The organism is Acinetobacter sp. CAU_H_S170_2 (assembly GCF_058890445.1).
Genome location: NZ_JBZYAE010000001.1, coordinates 3,379,408 through 3,395,015, shown reverse-complemented (window position 1 = coordinate 3,395,015; position 15,608 = coordinate 3,379,408). Strand labels below are relative to the sequence as shown.

The following is a 15,608-nucleotide window of genomic DNA, read 5'->3' as shown; positions in this document are numbered from 1 at the left end:
GGCATTACTTTCCAATACAGAACGATCCAAAAATTTTCCCAAGCAAATCATCCGCACTAAAATCCCCTGTAATTTCGCCAAGGGCATTTTGCGCCAAACGGAGCGACTCTGCGACCAACTCACCTGCGTTATACACCACCAATTGTTCACGAGCTTCAGCAAGGTAAAGCTGAGTGCGTTTCATTGCGTCTAAATGGCGTGTACGCGCAATAAAGGTATCTTCTTCAGGCTGGAAGCCTGCATGCGCTGTAATCGCTTCTATGAGCGCTTGAACGCCAGTTTCTTGCTTTGCCGAAACCATAATATGACGGAAGCCGTTAAAGTCTTCGATATGCGATGTCGTTTCCATCAAATCACACTTATTACCAATCAGCATTAAACGTTTCGGTTCAATATGCTCAGCAAAATATTCTTGCGCCAGTTTAAGTGGGTCTTCGCCTTGGCTTAAGTCATAAACCAAAAGTAACAGATCAGCTTGCTCAATTTCTTTAATGGCACGACGAATCCCTTCTTTTTCTACTATATCGCCGGTTTCACGTAAACCCGCGGTATCGGTTAAGGTAATGGGTAAACCATTCAGGGTAATTTTTTCATGTAAGACATCCCGTGTAGTGCCTGCAATATCCGTCACAATGGCGCGTTCAATGCCTGCTAATGCATTGAGCAGTGATGACTTACCCGCATTCGGTTTTCCTGCAATTACCACTTGTAAACCTTCACGCAGCAACTGTCCTTGACGAGCCGATTGTTGCACTTGGTTCACAGCAGCCGTAACACCATCTAAAAGATTTAAAATTTTCCCGTCCGCAAGAAAATCAATTTCTTCTTCAGGAAAATCAATCGCAGCTTCCACATGCAAACGTAGATGAATCAATTGCTCCAATACACGATTCACTTTAGTTGAAAATGCGCCTTGTAATGAACGTACCGCAGAACGTGCAGCAGCTTGAGACGTCGCATCAATCAAGTCAGCAATCGCTTCAGCCTGTACCAAATCCAGTTTGCCATTTTCAAAAGCACGCATGGAAAACTCACCGGCTTTTGCTGCAATCGCACCGAGCTCCAACAAACGCCCCAGTAAAGCATTTTGAATGACAGGGCCACCATGACCTTGCAACTCAACCACATCTTCACCAGTAAACGAGTTCGGGTTCGGAAAACAAAGCGCTAAGCCCTCATCCATCACTTCGCCAGATGCATCATAAAACTGGCGAAAACCAGCAAAACGCGCTTTCGGTAAGTCTTTTTGGGTCAAGGCCTGTGCAATCTCATAAGACTTGGGACCAGATAGGCGAATGACCCCCACACCACCACGCCCAGGTGGTGTTGCAATGGCAGCAATCGTGGTTCGGTTGTACATAACATTCACCTAAAATCTTAAAAGTCACACAATGAAAAATCCGCCTAAGATTACCATCTTAAGCGGATTTATTCAGCTTTTCGCGAAAAGTTGCCTCGATTAACTCGACGCACTTTCCTTATTCAAGCGGTCTTTTTCAACAGATTTGTTGATCAAGGTCTGCTGAATAATCGTGATACTGTTGTTGACAATCCAGTACAACACGAGACCCGCAGGGAAGAACAACATAAAGACTGTGAAAACAATCGGCATGATTTTGAAAACTTTCGCTTGCATTGGATCAGCCGGTTGTGGGTTTAAAGACTGCTGAATGAACATCGTTGCGCCCATTAACAGCGGTAAAATAAACCACGGATCCATCGCTGACAAATCTTGAATCCAAAGTAACCATGGCGCATGACGAAGCTCAACAGACTCCATCAACACCCAGTACAACGCAAGGAAGATTGGCATTTGTAATAACAATGGCAAACAACCCGCAAGCGGATTGACTTGTTCACGTTTATACAGTGCCATCATTTCTTGAGAGAAGCGCATACGGTCTTCACCGAACTCTTCTTTCATACGCTGCATTTCAGGTGCAATGACACGCATTTTCGCCATTGAGCGATAGCTCTTAGACGACAATGGCCAAAGAATCAGTTTCACCAAGACCGTTAACAAAATAATTGCCCAGCCCCAGTTACCCACTAAACCGTGGAAGAACTCAAGACCCAAGAACAATAATTTCGCAATTGGCCATAACCAACCGTAATCAACAGTTTGGTTTAAACCTGTTGCAAGCTCTTTCAACTCAGATTGAACTTTAGGACCTGAATAGAAAGTCGCATCAATCTCAGCCACTGTACCGGCAGGCACAGTAATCGTCGGCGAAGTAAAACCAATGATATTCATATCATCCGTTGACTTACGCGACTCTAATTTCGCGACATAAGGTTGACCATTGGCTTGCGTCAATTTTAAGTCACCTGGAATCCAAGCACTCACAAAGTAGTGCTGAACCATAGCAACCCAGCCGCCTTTCGCTTCAACATTCAATTTTTCTTCATTGAAGTTAGCAAATTTAAGCTTGTTATAATGTTCTTCAGGCGAACCCCAAGCACCACCTAAGAAAGTGCCCAGCGTGAAAATACCTTGATCCGATTTGCCTGGATCATCAGAGTTGTCACGTTTGAGTTGACCAAACATTTGACCCTGCCAGTTTTGACCACTGCGGTTCACCACTTTATGGTTCACAACAACAGGATATTCACCTTGCTTAAAGGTAAAGGTTTTAATGATTTCCACACCATCAGCTGTTTTCAGTACCATCGGTACGGTTAACACTTTGATGCTTTTTCCATCTTCAGTTTGAACCGCTTTGGCATCATTCAATGTATAAGCAGATTTTTCAATCTCATACATTGGACGACCGCTACGGTTACTGTCTGGACCATTAAGACCAATTAAACCAGACTGCGCCACATAAGTACGTTTTGCATCACTTTCAAGCATGACAAATGCTTCGTTACTGTCTTTGCTCTTGTCATGGTTTAACAATTCAATACGAACAATATCACCACCTTTAGGATTAATCCAAAGATGATAAAGGTCAGTTTGTACTGAAATAAGCTGTTGATTTACAGATACTTTTGCTTCTGTAACTGGTTGCTGAGTCGCGATATTTGCTTGTGGCATATCAGACGCTGCTGAAGCCGTTTGAGCATTTGGCAAATCTGCAGATACTTCATGTGAAACTGCTGCAGCCTGTTGTGGCTGTGGCTGAGTCTCAGCATGTCCATAATCTTTTTGCCAAGCCAAAATGAGCAAATAAGCGACAACAAACATGGCCCCGAGAATGGCAAACCTGGCCCATTGTTGCATATCGATTACCCCAAGTGGTTAGAGTGATTTTGGTTCAAGAAACAATCACGAAAGGGTACAGCAACCAGATGCTTTTGAGAATCTATTTGCTGAAAAGAGATAAAACGAATCCTTTTGTTTGGAACAGGGTCATACCCCGATCCACCCCAAGGATGACAACGGCAAATACGTTTAGTAGCCAACCACACACCACGCACAGCACCATGTGTATGGACTGCTTCCAATGAATATTGAGAACATGTAGGGATATAACGACAACGCGGTCCAAGTAAAGGACTAATCGCAATTTGATAAAATCGAATTAACCAATGCAGTAACCGGACCATTGGCCATCTCTACTTTTGCAGGGAGGGAGCTATTTTTTGATGCTTTTTGGCAAGACGTTGTAATTTTTGCCAAGCAAATTGTAATTGCTGGTGCAACTCTGCATTAGGCACTGTTTCTATCCCCATTTTAGGCATAACCACAATATCTAAAGTTAATTGCTGTTGATGCAAGCGAAAACTTTCACGAGCCAAACGTTTTACTCTATTTCTTTCGTGTGCACGACGCACTTTCTTTTTAGCAACAACAATACCCAAACGACTTTGAGGTTGTTCGGTCAGTTTTGCTAGAAATAAGAAATGGGGCTGATGCACTTTAAAAAGCGCACCATCGAAGACACTCTTATAATCGGCAGCACAGCGAATACGAACCTCTGTGCTGAAGCCATAAAGTGTAGTCATAACACCCAAAATCGTTTAAGCGTTAACTATTAATTAAACAGTTAAGCTGTGACGACCTTTTGCACGACGACGAGCTAATACTTGGCGACCAGCTTTAGTAGCCATACGAGCACGGAAACCATGAACGCGCTTACGCTTTAATTCAGATGGTTGGAATGTACGTTTCATATCGAAACTCCAAAAATGATCATTCAATGAAGGTTCGCGAGTTTAGTGTTCATTGCTTGAGCTGTCAATGGAAAACCGATTTTCTTGTGAAATTAAGCCTTTTTATTTGTAACAGCAGCTTGAGCTTGCTCTTTTCTCGATAACATTTAAACAACTGCACTTTTTTCTTATACACAACCTAGATTATTGTTTATTAAAGTGATATAAGTTACCAACAAGATTACCCACACAATTATCCACAAGTCTTTAAATTCACTTGCTACGCATGTTTTTAAATTTAAATTCATTTTGGATCTCCAGTTATCCCCAGAAAACAGGCCTCTTATAAATAAATTCAAATTTATAAATTTAAATTTATTACTATTAGGGAGGTGTTTTTCTGTGGAAATGACACTTTTTTAATTATAAAACAATAAAATATGGTGTGGATAAGATTGTTTTTATAAAATTAATAGTTTGTGGATAACTTTGTGCTATATTCTATCCACAGTTTGCGGATAAACTTATCCACACCACTATTTGAATTTAAATTTATTTTCATAAGCAGGCTTTTTGAGCAATATCTGCAGAATTTTCCATGACAGATGTGGATAACTTGGTTAGAATGGCGACCCGCTTCGGTGGGTACATAGTGTTTTTATTAATTATTGATGGAATGAATAGGGGTTTCACATGCTTTGGACGGACTGCTTAACTCGCTTGCGACAAGAGCTCTCTGGGAATGTCTTTACAATGTGGATACGCCCTTTAGTTGCAGAAGAGTTAAATGACACACTACGTCTTTATGCTCCCAATCCCTATTGGACACGTTACATTCAAGAACATCACCTAGAGCTGATTACAATTTTAGTGGAGCAGCTCTCTGAAGGGCGTGTACGTAAAGTTGAAATTTTAGTCGACTCACGCCCAGGTGCAATTTTATCTGCGAGTGAGCAACCTGCAACGACGACTGCGGCTTTAGAGTCTGCTCCAGCACCTGTTGTACGTCCGAAAAAAGAAAAAGAAGAGGGGAATTCTAAAAACAGCCGTAAACGGCAGTTAAATCCTTTATTTTCCTTCTCACTTTTTGTGGAAGGTCGTTCAAACCAAATGGCTGCTGAAACGTGTCGTAAGGTTTTAACCCAGTTAGGTGCTTCTCAGCACAATCCCTTATTTTTATATGGCCCGACTGGTTTAGGTAAAACACACTTAATGCAAGCAGTGGGCAATGCCTTGTTGCAAGCCAAACCCAATGCACGTGTCATGTATATGACGGCAGAAAGCTTTGTTCAAGATTTTGTTAGTTCTTTACAACAAGGCAAAGTGGAAGAATTTAAAAAAAATTGCCGATCTTTAGATCTATTGTTGGTCGATGATATTCATTTGTTGGCGGGTAAAGAGGCGAGTTTAGTAGAGTTTTTCTATACTTTTAACGCACTTTTAGATGAATCTAAGCAAATTATTCTGACTTCAGATCGCTATCCAAAAGAATTAACGGAATTAGATCCACGTTTGGTTTCACGCTTTTCTTGGGGCTTGTCGGTTGGGGTTGAGCCACCAGATATTGAAACCCGTATTGAAATTTTGCTGAAAAAAGCAGAAAGCAATGATGTGGAATTACCACGAAACTGTGCGTTATTTATTGCGCAACAAGTGGTTGCAAACGTACGTGAATTGGAAGGTGCGCTGAATAAAGTGGTGGCCATTTCACGCTTTAAGGGTACCGCTATTGATTTGGATGTTGTGCGTGAGTCATTAAAAGACGTCTTGGCCATTCGTGCACGAACCATCAGTACTGAAAATATTCAACGTGTGGTGAGTGAGTACTTTAGAATTCCACTCAAAGAGTTGGTTGGGCCTAAACGGACCCGTATTTATGCTCGTCCACGCCAATTGGCAATGGGCTTGGCACGTGAGTTAACGGGAGACAGTTTCCCTGAAATTGGTATGGCCTTTGGCGGTCGAGATCACAGTACCGTCATGCATGCTTGTGAAAAAGTTTTAAGTCTGCGCGATGAAGATCCGATCTTCAATGAGGACTATAAAAACTTGCAACGCTTGCTGCAAAGTTAAGCAAAATTGCTCAAATTCTATTCTTGCAATGCGGCATGTTCTGCCGCATAGTACACTGCTAAAAACACATTTATTTATTATTTTATCTTCAGTTTTTCGAGGAATGTATCGTGCGTTTAAAAATCGCGAAAGAAAGCTTACTTAATGTTCTATCACATGTCGTAGGAGCGGTTGAACGTCGCCATACTTTAAACATTCTTTCAAATGTTAAAGTGCAAGTGAGCCAAGCGTCGTTGACGATTACAGGTTCAGACTTAGAAGTTGAATTGGTTGCAAGTACCACGCTTGCTGAAGGGGCGTGTTTACAAGCGGGTGAAACCACAGTTCCTGCACGTAAGTTGATGGATATTTGCAAATCTTTACCGACTGCAGCACTGATAGACTTACAAATTACTGAAGATCAACGTTGTATCTTAAAGTCCGGTAATAGCCGTTTTGTGTTGGGGACTTTACCCGCTGAAGATTACCCGTTATTGACCACAGAGAACACGCAAGGCACGCAAGTTGCGGTGACACAGCGTGAATTAAAGCGCCTATTTGAAAAAACTGCATTTGCTATGGCGGTGCAGGATGTGCGTTTTTATCTCACGGGAACCTTACTTGAAATTGATAATAATCAACTGCGTGCAGTGACCACAGACGGCCACCGTTTAGCTCTGTGTGAAACTGTCGCTAGCTCAAATGCCACTCAATTGATTCAAGCGATTGTTCCACGTAAAGCAGTGGGCGAATTACAACGTTTATTGAGCATTGAAGATGAACAATTGGCGTTGTTAATCGGTCGTGAACTATTGAATGTGACTATTTCTATTGCCAGTCGTGACAAAGAACAAGGGGATACCACGGTTCGTTTCACCACAAAACTGATTGACGGTAAGTTCCCTGATTATCGCCGTGTGATTCCACGTGGTGGGGATAAAAATGTGTTAATTGCACATGATGTCTTTAAGCAATCTTTACAACGTGTTTCGATTTTAAGTAATGAAAAACTACGTGGTGTGTTCTTAAACTTTGCCGCAGACACTTTGCAGCTGCGTGCCAATAACCCAGAGCAAGACGAAGCCGTAGAGGATTTGGCGATTCAATATAATAATGCGCCAATGGAAATGTCTTTTAATGCCCAATATATCTTGGAAGTCTTAGGCGCATTGGATGGTGATGATGTGTCAATGACGATGACCGAAGCAAATCAATCGGTTCTAGTGCAAGATCCAGCTCATCAAGATCAGACCTATGTGGTCATGCCAATGCGTGTTTAAGCCCTAGGTTCAGGCATGCAAATCACGCGTTTAAACATCGAACGTGTTCGAAATCTCAGAACGGTTGCTCTCCATGGATTGCAACCGTTTAATGTTTTTTATGGACAAAATGGTTCAGGTAAAACCTCAATTTTAGAAGCCATTCATCTGTTGGCGACTGGGCGTTCCTTTCGGACCCATATTCCGAAACACTATATTCAAACCGACACCCAAGACGCGATTGTCTTTGCCCAATCCAGTTCTGAAAAAATAGGGATGCAAAAGCTGTTGTCTGGTGAACAGCTCATCAAGGTCAATGGCGACAACATTGCCACTCAAGGCCAGTTGGCTAAGATTCTTCCTTTGCAACTGATTGATCCGCAAAGTACCGATATTATTGATCATGGTGCCAAGCCTAGACGGCAACTATTAGATTGGCTGATGTTCCACGTGGAACCTGATTTTTATCATGCATGGCAATATTATTCACGGGCATTAAAACAGCGTAATAGTTTACTGAAAACACGACGGAATCTAAGTCTGGCAGATTTGGAGCCGTGGAACAAAATGCTTGGTGATTATGGGGAAATGCTGCATTCGCAGCGCGTCAGCATTGTGGAGCAGTGGAAGGGCTTTTTTGAGCAAGATTTAAAACACCTGCTGCCAGATATCGAGGTTCAGTTAGAATATAGCCCTGGCTTTCATACCGAGTTAGGGTTACTGAATGACCTGCAAAGTCATCATCAAAAAGACCTTGAACGGCGCTATACCGAGTATGGTCCACACAAGGCAGATTTGCGTTTAAAAACAAGCCTTGGCGATGCCGATGTCGTGCTGTCACGTGGACAAAAAAAGCTGTTAATCATAGCCTTAAAACTGTCACAGATTGCAATGCTACATGCTTGTAATAAGGAAACTGTGGTATTATTAGATGATCTGACAGCAGAATTAGATTTAACAGCACAACAACGTTTAATTGAGCGATTGAGCCAACTGGGTAGTCAAGTTTTTATTACCACTTTAGAGTATGAATCAGTCAAAAATCACTTACATGATTTATCTATTTCTTATCAATTATTCTGTGTTGAAAACGGTCAAGTTCAAGTTGTCGCACAATGATTTTAGATTTTACCCATCACGGGATAGACCTATTTTTCGCTAGGGAGAAACCATGAGTTCAGAAGATCAACAAGCTGCTTCTCAAACGGAACAAACCACAGAAAAAGCTTATGATTCCTCTAGTATCAAAGTATTACGTGGATTGGACGCAGTACGTAAACGTCCGGGTATGTATATTGGTGATACGGATGATGGTTCAGGCTTACACCATATGGTGTTTGAGGTGGTGGATAATGCGATCGATGAGGCGCTTGCAGGTCACTGTGATGAAATTTTGGTGACGATTCACGAAGATGAATCTGTAAGTGTATCGGACAATGGGCGCGGTATTCCGACCGATATTCACCCTGAAGAAGGGGTTTCTGCCGCAGAAGTGATTTTAACCATTCTGCACGCAGGTGGTAAGTTTGATGACAATAGCTACAAGGTTTCAGGTGGTCTACATGGTGTAGGTGTATCGGTTGTAAATGCCTTGTCGCGTAAGTTGGAACTGACGATTCATCGTGCAGGTCATATTCATCAACAAGAATATAAACACGGTGATCCGGTTTACCCACTGACTGTTGTGGGGAATACGGATACGACAGGAACAACTGTCCGTTTTTGGCCAAGTGCTGAAACTTTTAGCCAAACCATTTTCAATGTCGATATTCTAGCGCGTCGTTTACGTGAATTGTCTTTCTTAAACGCGGGCGTGCGCATTGTTTTGCGTGACGAGCGTATTCATGCAGAACATGTGTTTGACTACGAAGGTGGTCTGTCTGAGTTTGTGAAATATATTAACCAAGGCAAAACCCATCTGAACGACATTTTCCATTTCACCGTACAGGCTGAAAATGGCATTGGTGTTGAAGTGGCGTTGCAGTGGAATGATACCTATCAAGAAAATGTACGTTGCTTTACCAACAACATTCCACAAAAAGATGGTGGAACGCATTTAGCGGGTTTCCGTGCGGCATTAACGCGTGGTCTAAACAGCTACATGGAAAACGAAAACTTACTCAAAAAAGAGAAAGTAGCGGTTTCTGGTGATGATGCACGTGAAGGTTTAACTGCGATTGTTTCAGTGAAAGTGCCTGATCCGAAGTTCTCTTCACAAACCAAAGAAAAGTTGGTTTCCAGTGAAGTGAAACCTGCGGTTGAGCAGGCAATGAATAAATCATTCTCTGAATATTTGCTTGAAAACCCGCAAGCTGCAAAATCAATTGCAGGCAAAATCATTGATGCTGCACGTGCTCGTGATGCAGCACGTAAAGCGCGTGAAATGACGCGTCGTAAAAGTGCGTTAGACATTGCAGGCTTACCAGGTAAGCTCGCGGATTGCCAAGAAAAAGATCCAGCATTATCTGAATTGTATCTGGTCGAGGGTGACTCTGCAGGCGGTTCAGCTAAACAAGGCCGTAACCGTAAGATGCAAGCGATTTTACCGTTGAAAGGTAAAATCCTAAACGTGGAGCGTGCGCGTTTTGACAAGATGATTTCATCTCAAGAAGTCGGCACCCTGATCACGGCATTGGGTTGTGGTATTGGTCGTGAAGAGTACAATCCGGACAAATTACGTTATCACAAGATCATCATCATGACCGATGCTGACGTGGATGGTTCGCACATTCGTACCCTATTGTTGACCTTCTTCTTCCGTCAAATGCCTGAGCTGGTGGAGCGTGGTTATATCTATATTGCTCAACCACCGCTGTATAAGCTGAAAAAAGGCAAGCAAGAGCAGTATCTGAAAGATAATGATGCGCTTGAAACCTATTTAATTTCAAACGCGATTGATGAGCTTGAATTGCACATCAGCGATGCTGCACCTGCAATCCGTGGTGAAGCCTTGGCGAATGTGATTGCGGACTATCAAACGTCTCAGAAGAGCTTACAGCGTTTAACTGTACGTTATCCTGCCAGTGTCTTAGATGCGTTGATTTCGGTTGAAGGCTTTAAGCTTGATCAAAACCATGACCGAGCTTATGTCGAGCAATGGGCTGAACAAGTGCGCAGTGCTGTGGCAGAGATTCAACCGAGCTTGCGTCCTGAGTTAAGCTTAGAAACGTTTGAAAAAGAACTGGCAGATGGTCAAAAGATCGAGACTTACTTACCTCGTATCACCATTTATGTACACAATCTGCCGCACAGCTACTTATTAGATGCAGGTTTATTGGGTTCTGGTGAATATGCCCGTTTGTTGAAAAACTCCAAGAGTTGGTTCACGTTGTTGGAAGATGGCGCATACCTACAAAAAGGTGATCGCAAGATTGCAGTTACTAACTTCCATCAGGTATGGCAGCATATTTTATCTGACTCCCGTCGTGGCATGATGATTCAACGCTATAAAGGATTGGGTGAGATGAATGCGGACCAGCTTTGGGAAACCACCATGGATCCTGAAAACCGCAACATGTTGCAAGTTACCATTCAGGATGCGATTGAAGCCGATAGAATGTTCTCTTGTTTGATGGGTGACGATGTGGAACCACGTCGTGCATTCATTGAAGAAAATGCATTGAATGCGGATATTGATGCCTAAGCGCTTTACAAAATAAGCCAAAAAAGCACCCTACGAGGTGCTTTTTTTTACAGCATTTTTTATGATTTTGAATAAAATATAAGCAGTGCACACTGTTATTAAACTGACTTATAGCGATGTCATGATGTGAGTATCAAGTCTTTTGCACAGTGCAAAATGTGAGGTCATTATGATGGATAATCAACTAGAACAAGTACGCGACATTTGGGTGAATGCTTTTTTTACAGGTAATTATGAGGTTTTAGCTCAATATGAAGATGAGCATTTTAAAGTGGTCTATGAACAAGCTGATCGTGTAGAGAGTAACTATACGCGCTATGAAAAGATCGCGCATGCTGTGAAAAATGGCGTTTGGAAACCTCAAAAACCCGACGTCGAATTTGAAGAATTTGAGTTTGATCGTGACCAAACACGCTGTCAGGTCTTGATCGGTTTGGTTGAAAATCGCCAACAAATCCAAGAAACATGGGTATTCGATCAGGGATGGAAAATACAAGAATTACGTTTTTTAAAGGCGCAAAGAGCCGTATTAAATTAAGGAAAAAGAGCGCAAAAAAGAGGATGGATTTGCCTAAAACAACTGAATAAATAAACAACATTAGCCTGTGGATAAATAAAAATAGCACTTTATATCAGTTGCTAAAATACGTATAATTTTATCCACAGCTGCTTTAAGTGTGGTTTTTAAATTTAAAACCATACGTTATTTTTTAAATTTAAATCGGATCTTTTAAATTTATTCCCTCTTTTTAAATTCAAAACTTGTTGTGTTGAAAGGTGCATGTCTGAACATGATGGATATTCGCTGTCTGTTGTGAAGGTTGTATTTGGCTTTAAGCTGTGAAATGCATGGAAATAGGACTGTATATAGTTGAATATTCAATTAATTAAGCTAAATTAAACAATCTAATTTTTTGCTTTTTAAGAATATCTAAATAATAAAAATCAATCAATTTATCGCTTTATTTATTAAGAAATAATTTTAATTTCAATCACTTATGATTTCTTAAAATGCTCAGACTATTTGCGTGCATTTCCTATTGAGTTATATGCATAGACCGAAAAGGCACGTTTTTCGAGATCGATTGGTGTTGCAGCAAAGTAAATCAATCAAAATGGTTAAGACATAAAAATGCCCGCCATGCATAAACAGAGCGGGCAGGGTGTATGAGGAAAGATTATTCGTTTTCGAATGAGCTTTCGAGCTCTTCAAGTTCCATCATCAGCTCTAGCATTTGTTCTTCAGCTTCACTGACTTGGTTTTTAAGTTCGGTTTGCTCATTCATCAGTTTCATGAGTTCATCTTTGCGTGCAGCGTCATATAGGCCAGCATCACCGAGTAAATGTTCAATGTCGAGTAAACGTGGCTGGTGCTTTGCCAGCAGGCTTTCACATTTTTCGATGTTTTTACGAATCGGACGCGTTTGTTCACGGCGTTGTGCGGCCAATTTACGCTGCGCTTCTTTATCAACCTTTGAAACGATGGTTTTTTGAGTGCTGACTTTAGACACGATTGGCGCTACGATTCCACCTTGTTTAATCATCTCTAGACGTGCTTGGCGTAACCAGTTGGCATAATCGTGTAGATCGCCTTCAAATTCGGTGGATTTTCCAGCATGGACTAAAATTAGGTCATCGCACACGCTAGCAATCAGTTGGCGTTCGTGCGAAACCAAGACCACTGCACCTTCATAGTCTTGTAAAGCCATGGTCAGGGCATGGCGCATATCTAAGTCTAAATGGTTGGTCGGTTCATCTAGAATCAAGACATTGGGACGTAACCATACGATTAAAGCCAATGCCAAACGGGCACGTTCACCACCAGAGAAGCTCTCGCATGGGGTATCCATTCGCTCGCCACTAAAGCCGAAACTGCCTAAAAAGGCACGTAAGGTCGCTTCACTGATTTTTTTATCCGCAATCCGTGCCAATTGCAGCATTGGGCTGGCCGACTCATCCAGTGAATCCATTTGATGCTGTGCAAAATAGCCAATATTCAGCAGTTCTGAGGCTTTGCGTTGTCCTGCCAATAAAGGTAAATCACCGACCAAGGATTTGATTAAAGTTGATTTACCTGCACCATTCATCCCCAATAAGCCAATTCGGCTCGTCGGGGTGATTTGTATGTTGATATTGGTGGCAATCAGTTTATCACCATAACCAATATCAGCCTGTTCTAAAGTCAGCAATGGTGAACTCATTTTGGTGGGTTCACGGAAGCTAAAGGTAAAAGGGGTATCGACATGTGCAGGCGCAAGCAGCTGCATCCGTTCCAATTGTTTAATTCGGCTTTGTGCCTGACGTGCTTTAGTGGCTTGGGCTTTAAAACGGTCAATATATTTTTGAATATGTGCCCGTGTTTCGAGCTGCTTTTCATAGGCTTGTTGTTGTTGTGCTAAGCGTTCTGCACGAGTGGTTTCAAAGGTAGAATAGTTACCGCTATAGAGGGTGAGTTCTTGATTTTCGATATGCAAAATACGGTTGGTAATCGCATCTAAGAAATCGCGGTCATGCGAAATTAAAATTAGGGTGCCCGTATAGGCATTTAACCAATCTTCTAACCATAAAATAGCATCGAGATCTAAGTGGTTGGTTGGTTCATCCAGTAATAATAGATCCGAACGGCTCATCAAAGTACGCGCTAAGTTTAAACGCATTCGCCATCCACCAGAGAAACTCGAAACTAAGAGTTGGTTTTGATGTTCCATAAAACCCAGACCCGCCATAAGCTGAGCGGCTTTAGCGGGTGCGGAATAACCGTTAATTTCGTCGAATCGGCCATGTAAATCAGCCAGTTCAGTGTCAGTTAACTGTTCAGGATGGTTGAGCTGTTGTTGAATGTTCCAATATTCTTCATCACCGGTCAGGACGAAATCAATTGCAGCCATATCTAAGGCTTTTACTTCCTGTGCCATGTGCGCCACCGTCCATACGGCAGGGCGGCTTAGGGTGCCATCATCAGGACCTATCGAGCCTAAGAGCGCAGCAAACAGGGTTGATTTTCCAGCACCGTTGACACCGGTGAGACCAACTTTCCAACCCGGATGGATTTGCATGGAGGCTTTTTGAAATAACACTCGTCCACCACGGCGCAATGAAACTTGATCAAGCTGAATCATGGAACTATCAAATATCAGAAAAAGGTGCGCCTATTCTAATGGATGCGTCAGCAAAAGACTAAACATTCAAAATTTATCTGAACTGAAATCTTGAATAGCTGCTTTTAAGGGGAGGATGAAGCCATTTGACCTTTGGTCGGAAAGCTAAAAATTGACCTTTTTTGACCTATATTGAGGAATAGCACACAGATATATTTCCCCAGTAAAACAAAAAATATGAAGGGATAATAATGAAAAGAAAAGGATTTTTTATTTTATCGACGCTAGCACTGTGCGGCTTCTCAAGTATGGTGCAGGCGAAGCAGCAGGTGTGTGTCTTCGACCTATTGGGTAAAGCAGGGGAATCTTATAAATTCTTAGAAGAATGGGCTTTGGTCAGTAAAAAATGGGGTGCACAGGTACAGTTGATTTCGTTTCAGGACGAAGACTTAGCCGATAAAGCTTTTCAAAATGATAAATGCGATGCGGTGTATATGACCTCGATGCGCACGCGCACCTATAACAAGTTCGCAGGTTCGATTGATGCCTTAGGCGGAGTACCAAGCAATAAAATTGCACAAAAGGCGGTGGAATATGTACTCGATCCCAGAAATACCAAGCGCATGATTACTACGCTGCAAGGGGACAGTTATGAAGTGGCAGGCATTGCCTTGATTGGTTCAGCCTATATTTTTGTAAAAGACCGAAGTCTGAATACCATCGAAAAAGCGCAAGGTAAAAAATTTGCCATCCTGCACTACGATCGAGCACAACGAGTGATGGTGGAGGGGGTAGGCGCTGTACCTGTGATGTCGGATATTTCCAACTTTATAAAAAAGTTTAATACAGGCGAAGTCGATGTGGTTGCTGCACCTGCATATGCCTATAAACCCTTAGAAATTGAAAAAGGTCTAGGTTCTAAAGGGGCTATGCTTAACTTTCCCGTGGTCAATGTCACTGCAGATTTAATTGTAAGACCCGAGCGTTTTCCTGTTCAATTTGGCGAGCAATCACGGCAATGGTTTTTGCAAAAAATTCCGCAATCCTTTGCTATGGTCCAGCGACTTGAAGCTGCTATTCCCAGTAAAATCAAGATGCAACTCAGCAAAGAAGACAAAGAAAAATATCAGCGCTTGTTACGAGAAGGGCGCATTGATTTAACCAAACAAGGGGTCTATGACCCAGGGATGATGCGCGTGTTGAAAAAAGCCCGCTGTACGGTTGAACGCACCAATTTTGAATGTTCATTGGGCGGTGAATAAGGCGAAAATCTGTATTTCTTTGTAATATTAAGCATCATTCATGTAAATGAATGATGCAGGCTTTTTATTTTAATATAATGAATTTAAAATACTTTTATAAATCCTTTGAAAATAAAAATGAGAGAAAAGAAAAAAATTTGCCCAATTGACAGTGATTTTTGAGTAAATGCACTATTTTTTTAATTTTAACTTGCTTAAT

At 41.9% G+C, this 15,608-nt stretch carries 12 protein-coding genes; 6 read left to right on the top strand and 6 right to left on the bottom strand.

Annotated features, from left to right (window positions below):
* Positions 1 to 4: 4 nt before the first annotated feature.
* The 5 genes from mnmE to rpmH all read right to left on the bottom strand — a co-directional run bounded on the left by mnmE (position 5) and on the right by rpmH (position 4,116).
* A complete protein-coding gene (gene mnmE / locus AC5EUN_RS16605) occupies positions 5 to 1,360 on the bottom strand; it encodes a tRNA uridine-5-carboxymethylaminomethyl(34) synthesis GTPase MnmE (protein WP_428870296.1) in 1,356 nt (451 codons plus the stop codon).
* 99 nt (positions 1,361 to 1,459) lie between these two features.
* A complete protein-coding gene (yidC, locus tag AC5EUN_RS16600) occupies positions 1,460 to 3,223 on the bottom strand; it encodes a membrane protein insertase YidC (protein ID WP_493352469.1) in 1,764 nt (587 codons plus the stop codon).
* A gap of 5 nt (positions 3,224 to 3,228) precedes the next feature.
* On the bottom strand, positions 3,229 to 3,549 hold the full coding sequence (gene yidD, locus AC5EUN_RS16595) for a membrane protein insertion efficiency factor YidD (RefSeq protein WP_004977726.1): 321 nt from the start codon (positions 3,547 to 3,549) through the stop codon (positions 3,229 to 3,231).
* Positions 3,550 to 3,558: 9 nt separating this feature from the next.
* Positions 3,559 to 3,948, bottom strand: coding sequence for a ribonuclease P protein component (rnpA, locus tag AC5EUN_RS16590; RefSeq protein ID WP_039890852.1), 390 nt, complete (start codon positions 3,946 to 3,948; stop codon positions 3,559 to 3,561).
* Between the two features lie 33 nt (positions 3,949 to 3,981).
* A complete protein-coding gene (gene rpmH / locus AC5EUN_RS16585; protein WP_000831329.1) occupies positions 3,982 to 4,116 on the bottom strand; it encodes a 50S ribosomal protein L34 in 135 nt (44 codons plus the stop codon).
* A 672-nt stretch (positions 4,117 to 4,788) separates the two neighbouring features.
* Here rpmH and dnaA point away from each other — a divergent pair.
* The 5 genes from dnaA to AC5EUN_RS16560 all read left to right on the top strand — a co-directional run bounded on the left by dnaA (position 4,789) and on the right by AC5EUN_RS16560 (position 11,587).
* Positions 4,789 to 6,168: a chromosomal replication initiator protein DnaA gene (dnaA, locus tag AC5EUN_RS16580; protein WP_004697428.1), complete on the top strand. Its 1,380-nt coding sequence runs from the start codon at positions 4,789 to 4,791 to the stop codon at positions 6,166 to 6,168.
* 110 nt (positions 6,169 to 6,278) lie between these two features.
* Positions 6,279 to 7,427 carry a DNA polymerase III subunit beta gene (gene dnaN / locus AC5EUN_RS16575; protein ID WP_004977721.1) on the top strand — a complete coding sequence of 383 codons (1,149 nt, stop codon included), beginning with the start codon at positions 6,279 to 6,281 and terminating at the stop codon, positions 7,425 to 7,427.
* 15 nt (positions 7,428 to 7,442) lie between these two features.
* Entirely contained in the window at positions 7,443 to 8,525 is a 1,083-nt protein-coding gene (recF, locus tag AC5EUN_RS16570) for a DNA replication/repair protein RecF (RefSeq protein ID WP_493352468.1), read from the top strand.
* Between the two features lie 52 nt (positions 8,526 to 8,577).
* Positions 8,578 to 11,049 carry a DNA topoisomerase (ATP-hydrolyzing) subunit B gene (gyrB, locus tag AC5EUN_RS16565; protein WP_005401771.1) on the top strand — a complete coding sequence of 824 codons (2,472 nt, stop codon included), beginning with the start codon at positions 8,578 to 8,580 and terminating at the stop codon, positions 11,047 to 11,049.
* Positions 11,050 to 11,218: 169 nt separating this feature from the next.
* Positions 11,219 to 11,587 (top strand): hypothetical protein, encoded by a 369-nt coding sequence (locus AC5EUN_RS16560; protein ID WP_004977712.1) that lies wholly within the window; start codon positions 11,219 to 11,221, stop codon positions 11,585 to 11,587.
* A gap of 640 nt (positions 11,588 to 12,227) precedes the next feature.
* On the opposite strand, the gene AC5EUN_RS16555 is transcribed toward AC5EUN_RS16560, so the two are convergent.
* Positions 12,228 to 14,168: an ATP-binding cassette domain-containing protein gene (locus tag AC5EUN_RS16555; RefSeq protein ID WP_336957613.1), complete on the bottom strand. Its 1,941-nt coding sequence runs from the start codon at positions 14,166 to 14,168 to the stop codon at positions 12,228 to 12,230.
* A 230-nt stretch (positions 14,169 to 14,398) separates the two neighbouring features.
* On the opposite strand from AC5EUN_RS16555, the gene AC5EUN_RS16550 reads away from it, so the two are divergent.
* Positions 14,399 to 15,409, top strand: coding sequence for a putative solute-binding protein (locus AC5EUN_RS16550; RefSeq protein WP_493352467.1), 1,011 nt, complete (start codon positions 14,399 to 14,401; stop codon positions 15,407 to 15,409).
* Positions 15,410 to 15,608: the final 199 nt, after the last annotated feature.

What these genes read in the sequence shown, in the direction of transcription:
- yidC (WP_493352469.1), bottom strand. Translation starts at nt 3,223, where the DNA reads ATGCAACAATGGGCCAGGTTTGCCATTCTCGGGGCCATGTTTGTTGTC.
- AC5EUN_RS16560 (WP_004977712.1), top strand. Translation starts at nt 11,219, where the DNA reads ATGATGGATAATCAACTAGAACAAGTACGCGACATTTGGGTGAATGCT.
- dnaA (WP_004697428.1), top strand. Translation starts at nt 4,789, where the DNA reads ATGCTTTGGACGGACTGCTTAACTCGCTTGCGACAAGAGCTCTCTGGG.
- AC5EUN_RS16555 (WP_336957613.1), bottom strand. Translation starts at nt 14,168, where the DNA reads ATGATTCAGCTTGATCAAGTTTCATTGCGCCGTGGTGGACGAGTGTTA.
- AC5EUN_RS16550 (WP_493352467.1), top strand. Translation starts at nt 14,399, where the DNA reads ATGAAAAGAAAAGGATTTTTTATTTTATCGACGCTAGCACTGTGCGGC.
- gyrB (WP_005401771.1), top strand. Translation starts at nt 8,578, where the DNA reads ATGAGTTCAGAAGATCAACAAGCTGCTTCTCAAACGGAACAAACCACA.
- mnmE (WP_428870296.1), bottom strand. Translation starts at nt 1,360, where the DNA reads ATGTACAACCGAACCACGATTGCTGCCATTGCAACACCACCTGGGCGT.
- yidD (WP_004977726.1), bottom strand. Translation starts at nt 3,549, where the DNA reads ATGGTCCGGTTACTGCATTGGTTAATTCGATTTTATCAAATTGCGATT.
- rpmH (WP_000831329.1), bottom strand. Translation starts at nt 4,116, where the DNA reads ATGAAACGTACATTCCAACCATCTGAATTAAAGCGTAAGCGCGTTCAT.
- recF (WP_493352468.1), top strand. Translation starts at nt 7,443, where the DNA reads ATGCAAATCACGCGTTTAAACATCGAACGTGTTCGAAATCTCAGAACG.
- rnpA (WP_039890852.1), bottom strand. Translation starts at nt 3,948, where the DNA reads ATGACTACACTTTATGGCTTCAGCACAGAGGTTCGTATTCGCTGTGCT.